The sequence below is a fragment of the Kordiimonas sp. genome (genome assembly GCF_048260245.1).
GTDB lineage: Bacteria > Pseudomonadota > Alphaproteobacteria > Sphingomonadales > Kordiimonadaceae > Kordiimonas.
In genome coordinates, this window is sequence record NZ_JBLXGZ010000003.1 from 119,224 (window position 1) to 138,833 (window position 19,610).

Annotated in this window: 18 protein-coding genes; 9 read left to right on the top strand and 9 right to left on the bottom strand. The window is 57.8% G+C overall.

The genetic code is table 11. The annotated features are described in order from the left end of the window. Window positions 1–5: 5 nt before the first annotated feature. Together ACN0VM_RS03030 and ACN0VM_RS03035 are read right to left on the bottom strand one after the other, a co-directional pair. Entirely contained in the window at window positions 6–1,277 is a 1,272-nt protein-coding gene (locus ACN0VM_RS03030; protein WP_417449364.1) for a PepSY-associated TM helix domain-containing protein, read from the bottom strand. A 9-nt stretch (window positions 1,278–1,286) separates the two neighbouring features. Continuing rightward, window positions 1,287–3,428 (bottom strand): TonB-dependent siderophore receptor, encoded by a 2,142-nt coding sequence (locus tag ACN0VM_RS03035; protein ID WP_417449365.1) that lies wholly within the window; start codon window positions 3,426–3,428, stop codon window positions 1,287–1,289. Window positions 3,429–3,634: 206 nt separating this feature from the next. On the opposite strand from ACN0VM_RS03035, the gene ACN0VM_RS03040 reads away from it, so the two are divergent. From ACN0VM_RS03040 to ACN0VM_RS03050, 3 genes are all read left to right on the top strand, one after another. Further along, a complete protein-coding gene (locus ACN0VM_RS03040) occupies window positions 3,635–4,792 on the top strand; it encodes a DUF547 domain-containing protein (protein ID WP_417449366.1) in 1,158 nt (385 codons plus the stop codon). Beyond that, window positions 4,779–5,960, top strand: coding sequence for a DUF547 domain-containing protein (locus ACN0VM_RS03045; protein WP_417449367.1), 1,182 nt, complete (start codon window positions 4,779–4,781; stop codon window positions 5,958–5,960). The genes ACN0VM_RS03040 and ACN0VM_RS03045 overlap by 14 nt, the downstream gene beginning before the upstream one ends. Before the next feature lie 104 nt (window positions 5,961–6,064). Continuing rightward, window positions 6,065–6,730, top strand: a complete 666-nt coding sequence (locus ACN0VM_RS03050; protein ID WP_417449368.1) for a glutathione S-transferase family protein — start codon at window positions 6,065–6,067, stop codon at window positions 6,728–6,730. A 34-nt stretch (window positions 6,731–6,764) separates the two neighbouring features. Here ACN0VM_RS03050 and ACN0VM_RS03055 read toward each other — a convergent pair whose 3' ends face one another. Then, on the bottom strand, window positions 6,765–7,115 hold the full coding sequence (locus ACN0VM_RS03055) for a TfoX/Sxy family protein (RefSeq protein WP_417449369.1): 351 nt from the start codon (window positions 7,113–7,115) through the stop codon (window positions 6,765–6,767). A gap of 190 nt (window positions 7,116–7,305) precedes the next feature. On the opposite strand from ACN0VM_RS03055, the gene ACN0VM_RS03060 reads away from it, so the two are divergent. Further along, window positions 7,306–8,481, top strand: a complete 1,176-nt coding sequence (locus ACN0VM_RS03060) for a pyridoxal-phosphate-dependent aminotransferase family protein (protein ID WP_417449370.1) — start codon at window positions 7,306–7,308, stop codon at window positions 8,479–8,481. Between the two features lie 71 nt (window positions 8,482–8,552). On the opposite strand, the gene ACN0VM_RS03065 is transcribed toward ACN0VM_RS03060, so the two are convergent. Genes ACN0VM_RS03065 through ACN0VM_RS03080 form a run of 4 tightly spaced genes read right to left on the bottom strand, consistent with a single transcriptional unit; the run spans window position 8,553 to window position 11,261 of the window. Then, entirely contained in the window at window positions 8,553–10,271 is a 1,719-nt protein-coding gene (locus ACN0VM_RS03065) for an alpha/beta hydrolase family protein (RefSeq protein ID WP_417449371.1), read from the bottom strand. A 34-nt stretch (window positions 10,272–10,305) separates the two neighbouring features. Continuing rightward, complete coding sequence (locus tag ACN0VM_RS03070; protein WP_417449372.1) at window positions 10,306–10,524, bottom strand: hypothetical protein; 219 nt, start codon at window positions 10,522–10,524, stop codon at window positions 10,306–10,308. Window positions 10,525–10,570: 46 nt separating this feature from the next. Next, entirely contained in the window at window positions 10,571–10,780 is a 210-nt protein-coding gene (locus ACN0VM_RS03075) for a helix-turn-helix transcriptional regulator (RefSeq protein ID WP_417449373.1), read from the bottom strand. Next, entirely contained in the window at window positions 10,773–11,261 is a 489-nt protein-coding gene (locus tag ACN0VM_RS03080; RefSeq protein ID WP_417449374.1) for a hypothetical protein, read from the bottom strand. The genes ACN0VM_RS03075 and ACN0VM_RS03080 overlap by 8 nt, the downstream gene beginning before the upstream one ends. Window positions 11,262–11,560: 299 nt before the next feature. On the opposite strand from ACN0VM_RS03080, the gene ACN0VM_RS03085 reads away from it, so the two are divergent. Next, window positions 11,561–12,259, top strand: coding sequence for a glutathione binding-like protein (locus ACN0VM_RS03085; RefSeq protein ID WP_417449375.1), 699 nt, complete (start codon window positions 11,561–11,563; stop codon window positions 12,257–12,259). Between the two features lie 161 nt (window positions 12,260–12,420). On the opposite strand, the gene ACN0VM_RS03090 is transcribed toward ACN0VM_RS03085, so the two are convergent. Further along, window positions 12,421–14,055, bottom strand: coding sequence for a BCCT family transporter (locus ACN0VM_RS03090; protein ID WP_417449376.1), 1,635 nt, complete (start codon window positions 14,053–14,055; stop codon window positions 12,421–12,423). Window positions 14,056–14,325: 270 nt separating this feature from the next. Here ACN0VM_RS03090 and egtB point away from each other — a divergent pair, with 270 nt between their 5' ends. From egtB to ACN0VM_RS03105, 3 genes are read left to right on the top strand one after another with little or no spacing between them, the layout of a single operon-like run. Next, the gene (egtB, locus tag ACN0VM_RS03095; protein ID WP_417449377.1) at window positions 14,326–15,582 is read left to right on the top strand and encodes an ergothioneine biosynthesis protein EgtB; all 1,257 of its coding nucleotides are present in this window, start codon (window positions 14,326–14,328) and stop codon (window positions 15,580–15,582) included. Further along, window positions 15,579–16,544, top strand: a complete 966-nt coding sequence (gene egtD, locus ACN0VM_RS03100) for an L-histidine N(alpha)-methyltransferase (protein WP_417449378.1) — start codon at window positions 15,579–15,581, stop codon at window positions 16,542–16,544. The genes egtB and egtD overlap by 4 nt, the downstream gene beginning before the upstream one ends. Window positions 16,545–16,578: 34 nt before the next feature. After that, a complete protein-coding gene (locus ACN0VM_RS03105; protein WP_417449379.1) occupies window positions 16,579–17,139 on the top strand; it encodes a DUF1697 domain-containing protein in 561 nt (186 codons plus the stop codon). A gap of 125 nt (window positions 17,140–17,264) precedes the next feature. Here ACN0VM_RS03105 and ACN0VM_RS03110 read toward each other — a convergent pair whose 3' ends face one another. After that, a complete protein-coding gene (locus ACN0VM_RS03110; RefSeq protein ID WP_417449380.1) occupies window positions 17,265–18,365 on the bottom strand; it encodes a fatty acid desaturase family protein in 1,101 nt (366 codons plus the stop codon). A gap of 322 nt (window positions 18,366–18,687) precedes the next feature. Here ACN0VM_RS03110 and ACN0VM_RS03115 point away from each other — a divergent pair, with 322 nt between their 5' ends. Next, entirely contained in the window at window positions 18,688–19,602 is a 915-nt protein-coding gene (locus ACN0VM_RS03115) for a glutaminase (RefSeq protein WP_417449417.1), read from the top strand. Window positions 19,603–19,610 lie beyond the last annotated feature (8 nt).

Genomic DNA, 19,610 nt, shown 5'->3' on the forward strand with positions numbered 1-19,610 from the left:
CAGGTTTATATGAGGATGGCGGAGCCGATATTATAGGCCGCCATCCCAAGTCCCAAGAGCGTAAGCAACAGCGCAGGGACGGCAAACCGCCCCATGCCGCGCCACATGTCGCCAAGCAGCGTGGGGTTCCTGACGGACACTGGCCGGTTTTCAGGCTTGAGGCGCATCGCAAAGATCATAACCCCGGTAACGGCAAGCCCCGTGAGCACAGCCCCGAAGAAGAACCACATCAGTCGCACACCGAGGCTTAATGGGTGGCCTTGCGCCCATGTGCCAAAATGCAGCGGATCTGCTCCCTCGGAGATGCGCTGGTGCAGTGAGAGGTCTTCGCCCTTTTGCACCTGTACCGCTGAGCCGGAGGCGGGGTCAATCAGCACAGCATTTGCCCGCTCACGCACCAGTACAGCTTTTCCCTGCCCCATCACCACAATGCCCCCGCGCTTTGCGGCAGGGAAATAAAGGCCGGTTACCTCAAGGGCGGGGTATGCAGCCAGGGCAGTCGCAAGATGAGTGTCCAGTGTTGTGCCGCTTATATCAGCGAGTGCGAGGCGGGCTTCGGGTTTCAGCGCCGGGGGTGCGTTTCCACCACCCCACTCCACAAGATACCAAAGCCCGCTGGCACCAATGATAGCAATGAACCAAAGGCTCCAGAGTCCGGCAAACCGGTGCAGGTCGCCGGTGAAGCGCCGGGTGTCGCCAGCCCGCTTGCCCCGGCCCTTGATACGCAGGCGTGGCAGGCGAAAGAAGCCCCGCCACCACTTTTTATATACCCAAAAGGCGGTGACAAGTGACGCAAGCAGGGGGATTGAGAGAATGGCGACAAAGGGTATGCCAAACTTGGTCGGTATCATCAGGTGGCGGTGCAATTCGCGGAACAGGCGCTGGGCATTGAACCAGCCTGTGATGCCTTGCACCTCACCAGTATAGGGATTGAGATGTATCCGGATGCGTTGGCCCTCGGGATCAACCGCGATGGCTTCGGCTGCGAAGAAAAAGTCGTAAGGGGCGGACAGGCGTTCGACGCGCGCGCCCGGCACGGCGGCCTTGGCATTTTCATACATCACGCCCCAGTCTGCCCAGTCTGCGGGAGTGTGGGCCTGCCCTTCCACCCGCATTTCAGGAATCATGAGCCAGTCGATCTCACGCGAGAGCGTTGCCAGCGTGCCAGTGGCAAGCACGAAGGTGAGAAACAGGCTCACCTTCAGCCCCATCAAGTGGTGAACAACCCACCAAAGGGACCGCTTTTTGGCGGCGCTCACTGCTAGCGACTGGCTCATAAAAGTGCCCTACAGCTTCCACTTCAGTTCAAGGAAAGCCGTGCGCGGTTCGCCGGGGAAATGCCCGTCACGGGCGATGAAGCCCGATGCCGCATATTCCTTGTTGAAGATGTTGTCCACACGCAGCATGACCGATACCTGCTCCGTCAACTGATGGATGAGAGAGGTATCGAAGATGGTGTAACTTTTCACCGTCTGGCCGTCAATGCTGACACGATTGGAGACATATTCTGCGCCGAAAGCAACAGTGGTGTTGATCGGTGCAAACTCATACCGCGTCCAAAGTCCGGCCTGATGCTTGGGCGCGTTGGCGAAACGGTCCCCCACCGCATTGGTCAGCGACTGGCCTGCCACGGTTGCAGTGATCTTGGTGTCGTTATAGCCGTAGTTGGCGGTCAAGACCCAATAGTCGGTGAGGTCTGTGGCCACTTCCACCTCGAAGCCTTTGGAGGTTACCTCGCCGATGGGAGCAAGATCGTCCACACCGTCGGAGTTGTCGCCGTTCGGGTCAAGCTGCAACAGGTTCTGGCGTTTGATCTGATAGGCGGCGGCGCTGGCTTGCAAACGGCCGCCCAGCAGGGCGACCTTGATGCCAGCCTCAATCTGCTCACCCGAGACCGGGTTGAACGGCCCACCGGCCAGCGTGTCCTGACTGGCAATTGACTGAGGTTCAAAGCTTTCCGACCAGCTCGCGTAAAGCGAGATATCCTCCTGGGGTTTGTAGATCAGCCCGGCGCGGTAAGAGATTTCATGATCGTCATAGTTGGCGCCACCGATGGTGTCTTCGTCTTTATAGGCGTCGTAGCGCAGGCCACCCACAATGGTGAACTGGTCCGAGAGGCTGAGTTGGTCTTGCAGGTAGAAACCGTACTTTGTGCTTTGGCTGTCGGTTTCGCGCAGGGGCAGGGCGTCCAGGTCGTAAAAGCCAGCGCCCGACAGACCGTATACCGGGTTATCCAGCGCGAGGATCGGCACGTCGTTGCGGCCAACGGTGTGGGCCCAGAAGTTGGCGTTCTGGTGGTACCAGTCACCCCCCACCAGTATCTTATTGTCCATGCCGCCGAGGGTGTGCGCATAGGTCGCTGTGCCCGAGAAGGTCAACCCGTCCGTTTCGCGCTGCTGGTCCCTGAGTTCACGCAGTGAGCTGTCCATCACGCCATCATCGTCGGTGTCAATCAGGCCGCGGGGTTCATGATACTGCTGGCGCTCGAGCGCGTCAAAATAGCGAACGCCAATTTCTGTGGTCACGCCGTCCGCCGGTTCAGCCTGAAAGCGCGCCTGATAGACGGTCGCCTTGAGGTCGAGGAAGTCGGTTTCCTCATTGGCGTTCCAGTTGATGTCGGTCAGGAAATTGCCGTCGTCGTCCGTGGGTACACCGCGCAGGCGAGCGCCCTGCATGTCCTGATCATAGTGCGTGACCTGTGTGATCAGCCGCGCGCTGTCGCCCATCTTGAAGGTCAGGCCGGCATCAAGGATCAGTGACTGGTCTTCGGTGTTGTTGCGGAACGGGTCCATGGTTTCATAAAAGGCCCCGACCCGGCCAAGGATGGTACCGGACCTGTTGAGGGGGCCGGATACCTCCCCCGATGCGCCGTAGCGGTTATAGTTGCCGGCTGTCACAGCGGCCTGTGCGGCCAGTTCGTCGGTCGGGGTTTTGGTCACATAGTTGATCAGCCCGCCCGGCTCACCCGGACCATAGAGCATGCCGGCAGGTCCCTTGAGCACTTCAACCTGCTTGATATTGAAAAGTTTGGGCACGGAAAAAGCGATGAACGGGTTGCCGCGCAGGCTGTCATAGAACACCTGATCCTGCCGGAAGCCCCGGAAAGTAATGCCTGAATAGCTGAACTGGGTGATGCCGGCGATATTGCGGTAAAGGTCCGTCATGTCGCGGGCGCCCTGATCGGCGATAAGTGATTCATTGATAATGCTGATGGCTTGCGGGATGTCCATTGGGTCACCCGCGCCGCGGGCGACCCCGGTTTCAGACACGCGGTACAGCGCCTGAGCGCGCCCGGTGACGATGATCTCTTCGACCGTGTCGTCTGCTGCAGACTGGGTTTGGGCAGATGCGCCAGCGGGCAAAATGGCGGCGGCAAGCGCCAGGAGGCTTGTGGATCGTATGAAATTCTGTGGAAATGAAATGCTCATCAAATTAGCTCCCTGATATGGGTAGAGCTAATAATGATAACGCTTATTAATTACAATGATGTTTTTAAGAATAGCTCGCAATTTTTTATGCGGCGGGCCGCCTTTATATCTATGGTGGTATGTCCGCGCAAAAAATACTTCCCATGGTATTATGGCCGGGGCATTATTGGTGCGATGCACGTCAATGGATCCGGGGGGACAGTCACGTGAAACATTCCGTTGCCATGATAATGGTTCTCGCCCTTTTAGGGGGCCATACCGGTGAAGCGAGCGCCGGGAACCGTCAGATTGCAGATATTTTCAGCCCATACGCTGAGGTCGCCAGTGTTGAGATCCGCTATGATGACTGGTCCTATATCTTGCGTACGACGGTGTTTGAAGCTGGGCGGTCTGACCGGTCTTATGTGTCACCGCCTGAGCCGGGGATCGGTCGCCGTATCGTCAAAGGCAATACCAGTAGCCTGCGCCTTGAAGGTAACCGGCTGTATTTTCCGGCTTTCACCGGAGAAAACCTGACCGCACTCAAGCGTATCCGGGCCGAGCTTGAAGCTATGCCGGGCGCTATCCCACTGGCGGAATGGACCCACAACCAGCAGCTTGCCTACTGGTTGAACCTATACAATATCACCCTTGTCGCTGCTCTTGCGGAACGCTATCCCGAGCAAGAGTTGCGTAGCCTTCTGTACGGCCAGGGTGAGCGTACCGGCTTGCTGGACCAACCTCTGCTGACCGTGGCTGGTACGTCCCTTTCACTGAACGATATTCATCATAAAATCCTCATCCCCGGTTGGCAGGACCCGCTGGTAATGTATGGCCTTTTCCACGGCTTTGTCGGCTGTGCCAACATCCGGCCCGAGGCATACACCGCCGCGACAGTATGGGACCAGCTCCGCGACAATGCGGCAGAGTTCATCAACTCCAACCGCGGGGCGCGCATGGACGGACAGACTCTGCGGATCGCCAAGATATACTCCAGCAATCTGGCACTGTTCCCCGGCGGGCCAACGGAGCTCAAGGAACATATCGCCGCCTACGCGGACGCTGGATACGCTGAACGTTTTCGTGCGGCGACAAATGTGCGTGCCACAACGTCTGATTATTACATCGCGGACCTGTATCAGGGCTACCGCACCGACGTGAACCCGAACGCGGCTAATTCCGCCGCGATTGTGATGGGGGTTTCGGGGGGTGGCGGGGCTGTTAATGTTGCCGAATGGATGGCGGCAACCATGGACCAGTACTATAATAGCGCGGCACCTGGCGTGGTTATGGAATACCTCCAGAAAGTCCGCGAGCGTAAAGCAAAGCGTGCCGGCAATGTCAGCGTGGAGGAATATGAGGAAACAGCCAATGACGAAAAATGATATGACAGTGCAGGTGTTGAAGGCGGCGCGGTGCGGCGCTATCTTTGTGATGCTGGCGGTATCCGGTTTTGTGGTGTTAGCTTCCGGCGCATCGGCTGGTGAAGACGTTGTGCCGGAACCTTTCCGGCCTCATGCAAAGGTTGCCAGCGTTGAGATCAAGTATGACGACTGGACCTATATCCTGCACTCAACTGTGTTTGATGCAGGCCGGTCAGACCGCCGCGCCGCGCCGACCCCCAAGCCGCAGCTGGGACGCCTCACTGTCAAAGTGAACACCTCCAGCACCCGGCTGGAAGGTAACCGGCTTCATTTCCCTGCTTTCGACGACGATAACCTTGAGGCGTTAACGCGGATACGGCGTGAATTCGAGGCCCTGCCCGGCGCGGTACCCATGGCGGAATGGAGCCGAAACCAGCAACTGGCTTATTGGCTGAACCTGCATAACATTACTGTGGTTGAGCAACTGGCGCAGCGGTACCCTGAACGGCACCTTCGCAAGGTGATGAAAAAACTCCGTAAGAAAAAGCTGTTGCGGGTGGCGGGGGTCAAGCTGTCGCTGGATGATATCCATCATGATATCCTGATCGCCAAGTGGCAGGACCCCTTGGTGATGTATGGTCTTTGGCAGGGCTATGTTGGCGGGCCGAATATCCGGCGTGAGGCCTATACAGCAGATAATGTATACCAGCTTCTCAAAGAGAATGCGGTGGAGTTCATCAACTCCAACAGGGGGGTTAAAGTGAAAAATGGCACCCTGCAGGTCGCGGCATATTACCGGGAGAACAGCGCCCTGTTTCCCGGCGGTGAGCCTGAGTTTCGTGACCATCTTGCGGCCTATGCCGACCTGTATTTTGCCGGGCGTATCCAGCGCGCGGATGAGATCAGGATGACGACTTCGGATTATTATATTGCTGATCTTTTTGAAGGCGTGCCGGTTGATATCAATCCCAATGCCGTGAACCCTGCCGCATTGCAAACCGCTGGCAATGGACCTGAGTGGAGCAATTTTGCAGCCTCAGCCGGGGGCAGGGAATGGGCTAATGTTCCGCCGCACGTCATGAGCTATGTTATGGACATTCGCCGCAAACTGGCCAAGCGTAAGTCACGTGTCAGCGTGGAAGAGGTTGACCGGGGCGAAGTGCCCCCCGGTGAAGATGCTCCACAATAGAACGACTGGCCACATAGGATGGTGTGGGCTGGTAGCCTAACGGCCGTTTTGTGCCGTACTGAAACAATATGCGCTACCTTTTAAATACAAGCGGAGTACTGCACATGGCAATTACCTGTTATTTCGGCAGCGGTAGCCCTTATTCATGGCGCGTCATGCTGGCGCTGGAGGTCAAGGGGCTTGAGTATAAGGCCGTTGAGCTTCATTTCAGCAAGGGTGACACCAAAAGCGCCGCCCACATGGCACGCAACCCACGCGCCAAGGTGCCCGTGTTGGTGGACGGTGATATCACGGTCTACGAGTCCATGGCCATTTTGGCCTATCTGGAACGTGCCTACCCTGATGTGCCCATCTTTGGTCATGATAACCGAGAAACGGCCTTGATCTGGCAGCGGATGGCCGAGGTTGAGAACTACCTTGGTCAAGCGCTGACCGCCAGCTTAGGCCCTATTTTCAGAGGCGAAGTGAACGGGCACGAGGCGGAAGTCCAGAAACATATTTCAAAGCTTGAGGCCGAGATTGATCTGGTTGAAGGCTGGCTTGCGGAAAGTCTTTTTGTTGCGGGCGGGCGCATCAGCGCTGCTGACATGACGCTTTATCCGCTTTTGGCACTGGTCGAACGGGTGAGTCCACGCCTGCAGGAAGGCTTCACGGCGGGCTTTGTTCCTTTGCGCAAAAAATATCAGCACATCGCAGGTTTCATGAAACGGGTTGAAGCGACGGATGGGTACGGCCGTACCTACCCGCCACACTGGCGCGAAGCGACCTAGCGGCTGGCTGACGCCGGATCCGAGGCCGTGACGCTTATACCCAAACGCCCTTCCTTTCCTTGGGCGGAAGGCTGCGGGCATTGCTGAGCGCGATGGCGATCCAGCCTTCCAGTATGGTATCGCCGTCAAGGTAAGGCGTGTCAATTTCAACCAGGCCACCCATGCGGTGGCCGGTGCGGGTGAAGGGTTTGGCACCGGGCCGCTCAAGCGCCTCGCTTTCCTGTGCCTTGCCAACCCGCGCCATCATGCCGGTTTTGCTGACACAGCAGACCATGTTGCCGTCAAGGTAAAAGCTGTTGCCGCCGAACATGCGTTTTTCGCTCAGGCCTTCACGTGCGGCGATCAGCCTTACGCGGGCCAGCAGTTCCTGATGCTTGTCTGTCATGGTCGTCCCCCGAAGTTTTACTCTGTCTCAGCGTGGATGATGACACACGCCCTGTGCCATTTTCTGTCAGTATCATTGCACCGGGCGTGTTTTTCAGGCTAGAAAAGCGCGTAAAGCCACCTATGTCATGCCCGTACACGGGCCTGGTTATTGATTGTCCGATAAAGTTTCCCCAAAGCAGGAGCGCGCGATGAAGTCTTTCATGCCCCCCAAACGCACCCTGATGGGCCCCGGCCCCTCCGACGTTCACCCCCGTATTCTGGAGGCCATGGCGCGGCCGACGCTTGGTCACCTTGACCCCGCGTTCCAGACCATGATGGAAGAAATCAAGGGCGGCCTGCGCACGCTGTTTGGAACAGAAAATGCGCTGACCTTTCCGGTTTCCGCCCCCGGTTCTGCGGGCATGGAAACCTGTTTTGTCAACCTGATCGAAGAAGGTGACACAGTCGTTGTCATCAAAAACGGTGTCTTTGGTGAGCGCATGCGCGAAAATGTTGTGCGCGTGGGCGGCACCGCCGTGATGGTGGAATGCGAATGGGGTACAGCGCCCGACCTTGCGGAGGTTGACCGGGTGCTGGCCGACCACCCCGAAGCCGGTATCCTCGCGTTTGTACACGCCGAGACATCCACAGGGGTGCGTGCGGACGCTGAAGCCCTTTGCGGGATCGCCAAAAAACACGGGTGCCTGACCATTATGGATGCCGTGACCAGCGTCGGCGGCATTCCGGTGGAGATTGACCGCTGGGGCGTGGACGCGGTTTACACCGGCAGCCAGAAATGCCTGTCTTGCACACCGGGCCTGTCGCCGGTTTCCTTCTCGGAAGCAGCGCTTGAGCGGGTGCGGGCGCGTACTACGCCGGTGGCAAGCTGGTTCCTTGATTTGTCGCTCGTGATGGCATATTGGGACGGCACCGGTGGCCGGTCCTATCACCACACAGCGCCGGTCAACCCGCTTTACGGCCTGCATGAAGCGTTGGTTATGATCCTTGAAGAAGGGCTGGAGGAAAGCTACGCCCGCCACGCCAGGATGCATAAAGCCCTTGCTGCGGGACTTGAGAGCATGGGTGTTGAATTTATCGTCGATGCCGATCACCGCTTGCCGCAGCTTAATGCCGTGCGGGTGCCTGAGGGTGTGGACGAAGCCAGCGTGCGCAAGCACCTGCTGGACGCTTACGACCTTGAAATTGGCGCGGGGCTTGGCCCCTTGGCAGGCAAGATATGGCGCATTGGCCTGATGGGTACCTCTGCCCGGCAGGAAAATGTCGAGCTGTGCCTCACCGCGCTCGCCGATGCGCTGGGCCGCCACCAGCACAAAGCGGACGCGGACAAGGCGCTGGCCGCCGCCCGCGCTGTACTGGCGGACTGAATGGCTGACTAAAGCCAGAATGTCAAAAAGCCGGAAGGTTAAAAAAAGGCGGGGAAACCCGCCTTTTCCTGTCAGTGCCGCGCGGTGTTCTGGAAACGCGTGTTGATCCACGATGCGATGATATCAAGTGCGGCTGGCGCGAAGGTTTCTTCAATCGCCATATATTCATCAAGCCCGCCGGTTTTAGCTGTCTGGAACATATGGTTCAGGCCTTCAAGCTGCATCACAGTGGCATCTGCCTTGCCGTCAAAGGCTGCCCGCATGCCACCCAGGTTTTCTTCGGCGTCCACCTGTTGATCGAGCGTGCCGTTAAGTGCCAGCACGGGTATATCTAGCGCGCCTAGATAAGGCGCCGGGTCGTGTTTCAAAAAGTAGCGAAACCAGTCGCTGGTAAGTTGCCGGATAGCCGGTTCCTTGCGTTCGGGTGGGATACCCATGGCGCTCAGAACATCCGGTGTCATCAGCGTGTGAAGCCTCGCACGGGCGTCGTCGGACCCGCTCGCGGTAGCGACGGCATCAAGCACGCTCTGGCTGAGAGCTTCGACACGCTTGATGTCTGCTTCGTCTGCACCGTTGGATAAACTGATTGTACGGCGCTGGGTGACAAGCAATTCCCGTGTTTTGATGGCAGGGGCAGCGAGGAAGACAATATAGGCAAGCTCGGGGTTTGATTTTGCGGCAACAGGCGCCACAAGCCCGCCTTCGCTGTGACCGATAAAGCCGATGGCATCCGCTTTGATATCCTCCCGTGCCTGAAGGAAAGCGAAGGCGGCGTTGGCGTCGGTGGCAAAATCGGCAGAGGTGGAAGGGCCGAAGTCGCCGGTCGATTTTGCAAAGCCGCGGTCGTCATACCTCAGGACAGCGATGCCTTTGCGGGTCAGGTAGTCTGCCAGCACAGCGAATGGTTTGTGCCCTAACAGCGTTTGGTCCCGGTCCTGCGGGCCGGACCCGCTGATCAGGACGGCTGCGGGGAAAGGTCCTTTGCCTTCCGGGACCGTCAGCGTGCCGGCAAGCGTTACACCCGGTGCCGCCGCGTTGGTGATGCTGACGTCTTCAGCCTTATAAGGAAACGGTGGCTGAGGCATCTGCGGTCGTTTCGCTTGCGCGGCTTTGTCCGCAGTGCGCGTGAAAGTGATGCCGGTGGTGTCTTGTCCCTGACGTTGCCACATGCCCACAACAGGCTGGTCTGTGCTAACGAAGCTGCCGTTGAAGCTGCCGGAGACCGCCGGGACGGTGAAGTGTAACGTGCCGTCGTCAAGGGACAGGTTCGTCACGGGTAGGCCGTATGCCATCATGGCGGGCACGGCGAAGGTGGCATTGGTGCCGCGGTCTGTCGTCTCTACCGTCAGCTCAAAACCAATGGTTTGACCGTTGCGGATGATTTCCGCCTGCCAGACACCGTCCAGCCCGCTGATGACCGGCTTGGCGGCCAGTTCACCGCGCCTGAAGGTCAGGGGCAGCATCATGCCCTGATTAAACTCACCCTGCCAACTGCCGTCCGTCCAAGTGCCTTTGTACGTCGCGCCGATGGGGCGGGAAGTAAATTCAAGCACGCCGTCCTGCGCCTTGATGCTGGTTACCGGGATCTTTTGCCCCGGTGCTTGCTCGGGGCTTTCCAGAACAGCGGCAAGGCTGCCATCCGGTTGTTTTTTTATCGTCAGCACAAGCGTCATTTTGCCCTGCGGGGTTTCAAGGGTGCCAATCCAGTCCCCGCTGATGTCATCGGCCTTGTTTGGCGAGAAGGCCATCAAAACAAAGACAGCCATCGCAATGATAAAGTGTTTCCCCATTACCGTTTCCTCCTGTCGTGTCTGGCTGGAATATCTATTTTTTGTTGTTTGCTACGCTGGCGACCATGCGCTTCAGGCACGTGAGCTCGTTTTTGACCGCCCCTTGTGCCAGCAGGCTGGTGGTCGCGAGCACCAGCAGAAGCAGGAATACATTTTCTGAGGCCTCATTGCCGCGCAACAGGATCGCCGTGCCGATCATGGCAGCAGCCCACAGGATAGATTGCTTCACGGTCTGTTTGCTGTTGGTTTTCATGGTTTTTCCTTTCACTGTCTTTTTTGTTTGCTGTCGTGGTTCGGGTTTAATCGGTCTTGAGGCTGAAGATGTCCTCAACCGGCACCTCAAATTGCCGCGCAAGCTTGAGGGCGATAACGGTGGAGGGCACAAAACGGCCAACCTCGATTGTACTGATGGTTTTGCGGCTGACGCCGATGGCGTCCGCCAGATCACCCTGGCTCATGCGGTGTTCCGCGCGGAAGACACGGATGCGATTTTCAAGCGTGTCACTCATCGCCCGCATCCTCCCACTCGTCCTGCTCCGTGTCGTCAGCCGTGGTCAGCCGGTAGAAAGAGACCGCAAAAGCGCTCAGGCTGATAAAAAGGGCAAGGTCGATGAAGAAAACGGTTGGCAGTTGCGGCTCCAGCACCTTGATGGCGCCCTCAATAAAAATCAGCGTAACGAAAGTGGCTGTGAAGGCATGGTGTGCCGCCTGCTTGAACATTTCTGCCATGTAGCTGTCAGTGTCCGCGCCTTTGCACACACCGCGCCTGCGCGCGAGTATGAATTTTACAAAGGGCGGGAACACCACGATGATCACGAGAATGGACAGGCCGAACCGCGCCATGTCGGCATAGTCGGCCATGGTGGCCGGCAGAACCAGTTCCAGCGCTGACGTGCCGTAAGCCAGCGCCACAACCGCAACCCCGAGACCCACCCGGCGTAGGAAGCTGTCCACCATCTGTGCGGGAGATACGTTTTTATCCTTGCTCATTACAGGTTCCTTTTAAGGAGCTACTGGTATCAAATTGATACCTTGAGGTTTCATTTAGGGCATTTTAGGTAACGAGTCAAGAGGCAGGCTGGAATATCGAAGCTGCAGGATCAGGCATGAATTCAACAGGCTTGCACATTCAACGGCATAAGCGAGGTTCCCATATGGAACGGGCCGCCCGAGAATGAACAGCGAGATAGCACCCTGCGAAGTCTGCCCTTATACAGCCCAAAAAAAGGGGTAGAAGCAGCACCATGAGAGCAAACCAGCGATTAAAGCGACGAGAGGGAGAGCCGCCCATGACCACAGCAACACTGAAACCCATCCAGCTTTACACCCTTGCAACCCCGAACGGGCAGAAGGTCAGTATCGCGCTTGAGGAAATGGAGCTGCCCTATGAGGCTCACCGGATCGAGATTGGCGAGGGCGACCAGTTCAAGCCCGACTTTGTCGCCATCAACCCCAACTCGAAAATTCCGGCGATTGTAGACCCGAATGGCCCCATTGGTGGTGAGGAAGCTGGCGACACCGCCCCGCTGAATATCATGGAATCAGGTGCTATCCTGCTGCACTTGGCCGAGCGCTCGGGCAAATTGCTGCCCGCTGACCCGCGCCTGCGGTCGGAGACGATGCAGTGGCTGTTTTTCCAGATGGCGGGCGTGGGGCCGATGTTTGGCCAGTTTGGGCATTTCTTCAAGTTCGCACAGTCAAGCTGTGACCACCCTTATCCGACCGAACGCTACACCAAGGAAGCCAAACGCCTGCTTGCAGTGCTGGAGGAGCGCCTCGCTGGGCGTGACTATCTGGTGGGGGATTATACCATCGCCGATATTGCCACCTTCCCGTGGGTGAACTGTCTTGAAGAATTTTATGACGCCACAGCCCAGCTCGGGCTGGACGATTTCCCCAACGTGCAGGCCTGGCGCGCGCGGTGTAACGCGCGGCCCGCAGTTCAGGCAGGCCGCAAGGTCTGCGGCTGGGATAATGAGGATGACTAGTCGCCCGGCCATATAAGCTCCTGTTTAAGCGAACCCCCGGCAGGGGTATTTCCCCCAAGAAATATTTCCCCTGTCCTCGCTTGAAGCCCATGGTGGCGTGCCTGTTTCCCTACCTCGCGTTTGGGTATGCCGCCACACTTAGGAGAGCCCATCCCGTGTCCCTACGGGGTGGGCTTTTTTTCTGCGGTTTTTTGGGCTGGTGACTGCCCCATGGCGTGGAGCCTGCCAACATAACGGGTGCCAAGCAGGATAAGCACCGCGTTCAACAGCAGCACAATGACCAGCGCGGGGAAACCGCCAAGGTTGGAGAGCATGCGCACCCCGTCAATGCCGGAGAAGGCCGTCATTGCCCACGCGCTGGCGGCGATAAAAATACCGAGTGTAAGCTTGATCCATTTGGCTGAGGGGGTGCTGTCGACGCTTTCCGCGTTGCCGTGTTCACCGGATTGGAGGCACACGCCTGCGATGGCTTCGGTGTTGCTGTCAGCCGCCGTCACGTAGGAAATGAACGACAGCAACACAAAACCCGCCATCACAATCAGGCTCAGCGGGTAGTGGCTTAACACCTCATAAGCCGCCGCTTCGGGGCCGGCGCTGTCCATCGCGACCTTGACCGGATGGCCCGCCGCGCTATCGAGCGAAAGGGACGCCCCGCCGAAAATGCTCATCCACACAATGGCGAACAATGACGGCACCACAAGGTTGACGGTAATAAATGCCCGCACGGTATAACCCTTGGCGATGCGGCCTAAAAACAGCGCGGTGATGGGGGCCCATGCCAGCCAGTTTGCCCAGTAAAACACCGTCCATGCTTGTGACCATGTTTCATCGTGGCTGGCTTCAAGCGCCAGCGAGCGCGGGACAAATTCGGCCACATATTGCACAAGCCCTGCCCAGCCAAGGGACAGCATGTAACCGGTGGGGCCGGTAATAAAGACAAAGGCGCACAGCAGGAAAAAGAATTTTGTATTGATGTCCGACAACACGCGAATACCGCGCTGCAGACCGGTGACGGAGGAAACCATGAAAGCGGCAACGATTGCGGCCATGACCAGCCCTTGCAGCAAAGGCGACGATGTGATGCCGGTAAGTTTTGCAATGCCGCCCGAAACCGACATGGTACCCACACCAAGGGTGGCGGCGATACCGGCGATCAGCGAAAAAAGCGCGACGGCATCAATAATCTGGCTGCCCACACCCTGCACCCACTTCCCCAGTACAAGCGAAAGCGGGCCAGACAGCGAATAAGGCCGGTCAAGGTTATAATAGACCAGCGCGAAAGTGAGGCCCGGCACGGTATAGATGGCATAAGGCGTGAACGACCAATGCATGAAAAGCGACGCCATGGCGAATTCCGCCGCAGCGGCGGAGCGCGGGGTGATCCCGCTCAAAGCGGGTGGTGTGTGGCTGTGGTAAATCGGCTCTGCCGTGGCCCAAAAGAGGATGCCGATGGCAATGGTGGTGCACAGCGTGATGGAAAACCAGCTCCATTTCGTGAGCAGGGGTTTGGCCCCCACACCGCCAATGGTGACCTTGCCAAGGGGCGAGAAGAAGGCCCAGACGCAGCTCAGCACAAAGATAAAACTGCCCCAGCTGAAAGCGAGGGAGAAGTGAGACAATATCCAGTCGTTGATCTGTGTCGCGCCGTCCAGCAGGCCTTCAAGGTCGGTCAGGCTCCAGGCTACGGTGCCCAGCAAAATAAGCATGGGGCCCCAGAAAACGATCGGCCTTACGTTATGACACACTCTGCGCCCCTTTTTTGCCGTCCCGGCATGTGTTGCTTGCGGCCACATCATAAACACATGGCCCCCGCCTGCAATGTTTCGTTGTTGCGGTGGGTCGCTGCTACATCGCCCGGTTGCAAATTCTGCCGCAGCCGGAATAAGATATGTTGCTGATCTTTGCTGACAGAAACTGTCATGAGGGAGCACTATCCTTGTGCTGGTCACAAAACCGACAGAAACTGGCGCACATAATGGCCAGCATTGGCTGTGACCAGCCTTGTGTTATACTTGCCTTGCGTGTCTTGAGTGGGCCTGAGAAAATAAAGATGTAGTGGGGGACCGATGCCGCTAGACACTGCGCTGACCGATATTTCCGAGTATTTCACCCGCGTACGTGCTGAGAGTGAGGCGCTTTGTGAACCGCTTGAGCTGGAGGATTACGGCGTGCAGTCCATGCCGGACGCCAGCCCCGCGAAGTGGCATCTGGCGCACACTACATGGTTTTATGAGCAACTTATCCTCGGGCCATATCAGGCGGGTTATCAGGTTTATCACTCTGCCTTCGCAGACCTCTTCAATTCTTATTATGAAAGTTTGGGCTCGCTTTTCACCCGCGCTGAACGCGGGGTGCTCTCGCGCCCGACAGTGGCGGAGGTTTACCGCTACCGCGCGTATGTGAATGACGCTATGGCCACCCTGTTGGCAGATACGGCGCACCGGGCTCGTGAAGAGATTATCAGCCGCACGATCCTTGGCCTCAATCACGAGCAACAGCATCAGGAATTGTTGCTGACTGATATCAAGCATGCCTTTTCCAAAAACCCGCTTCGGCCTGCATACAAGACGCTGGCGCCACAAAAGGAGGGTGGTGCCGCCCCGCCGCTGGGGTGGCTGGCCTTTGACGCCGGTGTCCATGAAATCGGCCATACGGGGCCGGGCTTTGCCTATGACAATGAAACCCCGCGCCACAAGGTTTACCTTGATGGCTATGCGCTGGCTGACCGTCTGGTAACAAACGGTGAATATCTGGAGTTCATGGCGGCGGGTGGATATGAGGACGCTGATTTGTGGTTGTCAGACGCGTGGGCGTTGATACGCGAGCAAGGCTGGCAGGCCCCGCTTTACTGGGAAAAGTCAGGTGACAGATGGACGGCGATGACACTGGCGGGCCTGCAACCCGTCGATATGGCCGCGCCTGTGTGCCATGTCAGCTTTTATGAAGCCGCGGCGTACGCGCGCTGGCGCGGAAAGCGCCTGCCCACGGAGGCAGAGTGGGAGCATGCCGTCGCACGCCAGGCGGTGGCAGGCAACCTCTATGACGCTGATTGCCTGCGTCCGAAAGCGGCGGGTGGCAGCCGCCAGTTTTTCGGCGATGTGTGGGAATGGACCGCAAGCCCTTATACGGAATACCCCGGGTACCACCGGCAATCCGGCCCGTTTGGGGAATATAACGGCAAATTCATGAGCAGCCAGATGGTGCTGCGTGGCGGGTCGTGCGTCACGCCGAAGGGCCATATCCGCCCCACGTACAGAAACTTTTTTTACCCCCCAACCCGCTGGCAATATAGCGGGATACGCCTAGCAGAGGATAGAAAATGAGCCAGCTAAAACCGGCCTTCAAGTTTCAGGACAATCACCCACCCGTCAGTGATTTTGAACAGGAAGTGCTGGCAGGCCTCCGGGCAACGCCCAAAACCTTGCCGCCCAAGTTTTTCTATGATGAGGTTGGCTCCGGGCTGTTTGATGCCATTTGCCGCACGCCGGAATATTACCCTACGCGCACGGAATCTGCGATTATCCGCGATAATGTGCAGGCCATCGCGCGGTGCCTTGGCAGGGGGTGCCTGCTGGTGGAACCCGGCAGCGGTAACAGCGCCAAGGTGCGTGACCTTCTGGCCGCGCTTGAGCCGCATTCTTATATGCCGATGGATATTTCCAAGGCGTTCCTGCAAAAGGAAGCCCGCAAGCTGGCGGACGAGTTTCCGTGGCTTGATGTTTATGCTGTATGTTCGGACTTTACCGTATCTATGGATATCCCGATCCACCCGGAAGGGGTGCACAGGGTGGCATTTTTCCCCGGCTCCAGCATTGGTAACTTCGAGCCAGCGGACGCCGCCGCCTTCATGGTCAACATACGCGATATGGTCGGCGACGATGGCGGGCTTTTGATCGGTGTGGACATGAAGAAGGACGCTGGTATCCTCAACGCCGCCTATAATGACGCGTCGGGCGTTACCGCAGCCTTCAATCTCAACCTTCTGACCCGGATCAACAGCGAACTGGGCGCGGATTTCGACCTTGATGCCTTCGCGCACCATGCTTTTTATAACGAGCACCTTGGCCGTATCGAGATGCACCTGAAAAGCCTGAAGGCACAAACGGTTCATGTCGCAGGCCAGCCGGTTTCTTTCGCTGAAGGCGAGACAATCCACACCGAAAATTCCTATAAATACAGCCGTGAGGAGTTCGCGGAGCTCGCGGCAAGGGCGGGCTTCAGGCTTGATGCCTGCTGGCAGGATGCGGACGGGTTGTTTTCGCTGTTCTACTTTGCTGCTGAATAGGTAAGTCCCGCGTACAGCAGGCAAGGAGAACAAGGTGACAAAATTCGTGGCGCTGATGCGTGGCATCAACGTAGGCGGGCACCGCAAGATCAAAATGGCGGACCTGAAGCAGGTGATCATGGCGGCGGGGTTTGACGGTGTGCAAACCTATGTGCAATCGGGCAATGTGGTGTTCGAGGGTGCTGCCGCGCCAGTGGCAGACATTGGCCAAGTGCTGGAAGCAGCCTGCGAGAAAGCTTTTGGTTTCCATACCGAGATCATGGTGCGCGATGCCGCCACTTTTCGCGCTGAAGCCGAGGCATGCCCCTATGTTGATGCGGCGCTAGAGCCGTTAGGCGGCCGGGAGACGAAACTGCTGCATGTTGCCTTCCTGAGTGCGGCCCCCAATGCCGCGCATATAGAGGCGGTGACCGGTGCATATAACGGGCCGGAGGATATCGCGCTTCGGGGCAATGCGCTTTATATCTATTACCGGGAAGGGTCTGGCAGGTCTGACTTTACCAAGCTGCTGACGGCAAAGAAGCTGGGCGTTAGTCCCACATCCCGCAACTGGAATACGGTGCTGAAGCTTCTCGCCATGCTTGAGGGGGCTTGAGGGCTGAGCGGCTTAATCTCCGCCGCGAGCCGCCCAACTGGCTGCCGCCCGAACGTCAGGTACAGTGGGAGCGGCAGGCGGCGCTTGTAACGCGATTGCCAGAGCTGTGAGAACCACAGTAAAAATCAACGCGCTTGTTTGGCGGCCTTGGCCTCGCGCCAGAGCTGCGCCACGGCGGCGAACAGGTTCTTGCGTGTCGCGGCGAGGTAGAGGCGATTGTCCGGCAGTTCAGCTTTCAACCGTTCATGCGCTTTCTCAAGCTGGTGGTACGGCATGCCCGGGAACAGGTGGTGCGTGGCATGGAATCTGAGGCCCACCGGCGCCCACAGTGGTGTGATATAGCGGTTGCCGGGTACGTCGACGCTGTCGAGGAATTCTTCCTGCTGGCTCATGCGTTCGCGACCGCCGTTGCGGTAGGCGTGGGCCGCCAGCGTGCGCAGGCCATTGAGCACAAAAATAGCGAAGGTCACGACATACCACACGGCTAGGAAGGCAAGCGGCAGGATGCCGAAATACACCAGCGCCAAGGCGGTGTAGGCGTAAAGCCCGGTAATCACATCCTCAATCAGCCAGTCTTTCCCCTGGCCTTTTTTGGGGGCAGGGCGCAGGTAAGCATAGTCGATCACCAGCGAGCTCGCGCGTTCCCATATATAGTCCCGGAAGCGCTTGTTGATGAGCGTGAGGGGCATCAGGATGGTGTAGCGAATGACAAGCAGGATGGGTACCAGAAACGCCTGCAATACAAAGGCGATCATCTTCCATGGTTCATCCACCGCAAAGGGCAGATATTCGCCGTCTTCCTTGGTGCCGTAAACCTGTGGTTTGTGGTGGTCGATATGGACATCCGCATAGGTATAGGCTGGCACCATCATGGCCATGCCACAGGTCGCATTCCAATAGCGGCGGAACCAGGTGAAGGTGCCTTTGCGGAAGTGCGCCAGCTCGTGAATGAAGATCACGGCGCGGTAAAGTGCAAGCGTTGCCACAATAACCGCGACGATCTGCAAAAAGGAACCAAGCGGCGCGACGGTAGCCACCGCAACAGCGCCCCAGCCGAAAATGTTGGAGACGGTAAAATCTGTCCAGTACAGGCGCACGTTCGGCTGCCAAAGGTCACGCACCAGCTTGCGTGCTTCGCGAAGCGGGAAATCCGCCGCTTCGGGGTGTGCGCCACTTTTGATTGCCGCTTTGGGTGCGCTGCCGGCACCCGCCATGTCTTTTTCCATCACAGTCTGCATTATCTCGGGCCTTGTTGCACCGGGGCTGGAACATAACCCCCGGCGTCTGCTTGCTTATCCTGCCGTTTTTTCGTGCGCCTGTCTGCCATAAACAGGCTTTCAGGGCTAGGGTCATATGGCCGCAGGTGTATGCGAGCCGCCTTGACTTTGGGCAAGGGCGCCTTTTTTACCACAGCACGGAGTGACAGGCGCTTGCGGCGAAAATGTGGTGGCGGTGGGCAAAATTACAAGCTTTTGCACTGCTTGCGTTCTTTATATGCTGCGGTTATGCGTCTAGGCTGCAGGCGCGAAAGGAGGCTTATTCGTGGCGATGGACTATCAGGCAGTGCTGGACTATATCCGCGAAGCCGTTGAGCCAGCCTTTGGTAAAGGTCGGGTCGCGGATTATATCCCTGCGCTTGCGAGTGTACCGCCGAGGAAGTTCGGCATGGCTATACAGTTGCCCGACGGCCGGAATTTCACTACCGGTGATGCAGCGGAGCCTTTTTCCATCCAGTCCATTTCCAAGCTTTTTGTGCTGCAGCTTGTGATGAGCCATTTGGGTGACATGGTCTGGACCCGTGTGGGCAAGGAACCATCGGGCGACCGCTTCAATTCCATGATCAAGCTTGAGATGGAACACGGTGTGCCCCGCAACCCCTTCATTAACCCGGGGGCGCTGGCAACGCTGGACCTGTTGATGAGCCTGAAGGGCGACACCAAGCAGCGCCTGCGTGATTATCTGCGCTATCTGTCGATGAATGACACTGTTCAGGCTGACCCTGTTGTCGCGCAGTCCGAGTTTGAGCATGCGCACCTTAACCGGGCGATGGCACACCTGATGAAAGGGTATGACAATATCCATATGGATGTGGACGAACTGATGGAAACCTATTGCCACCAGTGCGCGATGACCATGAGCTGCGTAGACCTTGCGCGGGCTGGCCTGCCGCTTGCTATGGGTGGGTATTCGCCGCTGCACGAAGAGTCGGTTATATCCACAAGCCAGGCCAAACGTATCAACGCCGTGATGCTGACATGCGGGACCTACGACAGCGTTGGCAGTTTCGCCTACCGTGTGGGCCTGCCGGCGAAGAGCGGCGTGGGCGGCGGTATATTGGCTGTGGTGCCGGGCAAAATGTCTATTTGCGTATGGGCGCCCGAGCTGGATGCTTTCGGTAACTCTTACGTTGGTGCCGCCGCGCTGGAGATGTTCACTTCACTGACGCATACCAGCATATTTTAGGTCTGATG

What these genes read in the sequence shown, in the direction of transcription:
- ACN0VM_RS03030 (WP_417449364.1), bottom strand. Translation starts at nt 1,277, where the DNA reads ATGAGCCAGTCGCTAGCAGTGAGCGCCGCCAAAAAGCGGTCCCTTTGG.
- ACN0VM_RS03035 (WP_417449365.1), bottom strand. Translation starts at nt 3,428, where the DNA reads ATGAGCATTTCATTTCCACAGAATTTCATACGATCCACAAGCCTCCTG.
- ACN0VM_RS03045 (WP_417449367.1), top strand. Translation starts at nt 4,779, where the DNA reads ATGACGAAAAATGATATGACAGTGCAGGTGTTGAAGGCGGCGCGGTGC.
- ACN0VM_RS03050 (WP_417449368.1), top strand. Translation starts at nt 6,065, where the DNA reads ATGGCAATTACCTGTTATTTCGGCAGCGGTAGCCCTTATTCATGGCGC.
- ACN0VM_RS03055 (WP_417449369.1), bottom strand. Translation starts at nt 7,115, where the DNA reads ATGACAGACAAGCATCAGGAACTGCTGGCCCGCGTAAGGCTGATCGCC.
- ACN0VM_RS03060 (WP_417449370.1), top strand. Translation starts at nt 7,306, where the DNA reads ATGAAGTCTTTCATGCCCCCCAAACGCACCCTGATGGGCCCCGGCCCC.
- ACN0VM_RS03065 (WP_417449371.1), bottom strand. Translation starts at nt 10,271, where the DNA reads ATGGGGAAACACTTTATCATTGCGATGGCTGTCTTTGTTTTGATGGCC.
- ACN0VM_RS03070 (WP_417449372.1), bottom strand. Translation starts at nt 10,524, where the DNA reads ATGAAAACCAACAGCAAACAGACCGTGAAGCAATCTATCCTGTGGGCT.
- ACN0VM_RS03075 (WP_417449373.1), bottom strand. Translation starts at nt 10,780, where the DNA reads ATGAGTGACACGCTTGAAAATCGCATCCGTGTCTTCCGCGCGGAACAC.
- ACN0VM_RS03080 (WP_417449374.1), bottom strand. Translation starts at nt 11,261, where the DNA reads ATGAGCAAGGATAAAAACGTATCTCCCGCACAGATGGTGGACAGCTTC.
- ACN0VM_RS03085 (WP_417449375.1), top strand. Translation starts at nt 11,561, where the DNA reads ATGACCACAGCAACACTGAAACCCATCCAGCTTTACACCCTTGCAACC.
- ACN0VM_RS03090 (WP_417449376.1), bottom strand. Translation starts at nt 14,055, where the DNA reads ATGATGTGGCCGCAAGCAACACATGCCGGGACGGCAAAAAAGGGGCGC.
- egtB (WP_417449377.1), top strand. Translation starts at nt 14,326, where the DNA reads ATGCCGCTAGACACTGCGCTGACCGATATTTCCGAGTATTTCACCCGC.
- egtD (WP_417449378.1), top strand. Translation starts at nt 15,579, where the DNA reads ATGAGCCAGCTAAAACCGGCCTTCAAGTTTCAGGACAATCACCCACCC.
- ACN0VM_RS03110 (WP_417449380.1), bottom strand. Translation starts at nt 18,365, where the DNA reads ATGGAAAAAGACATGGCGGGTGCCGGCAGCGCACCCAAAGCGGCAATC.
- ACN0VM_RS03115 (WP_417449417.1), top strand. Translation starts at nt 18,688, where the DNA reads ATGGACTATCAGGCAGTGCTGGACTATATCCGCGAAGCCGTTGAGCCA.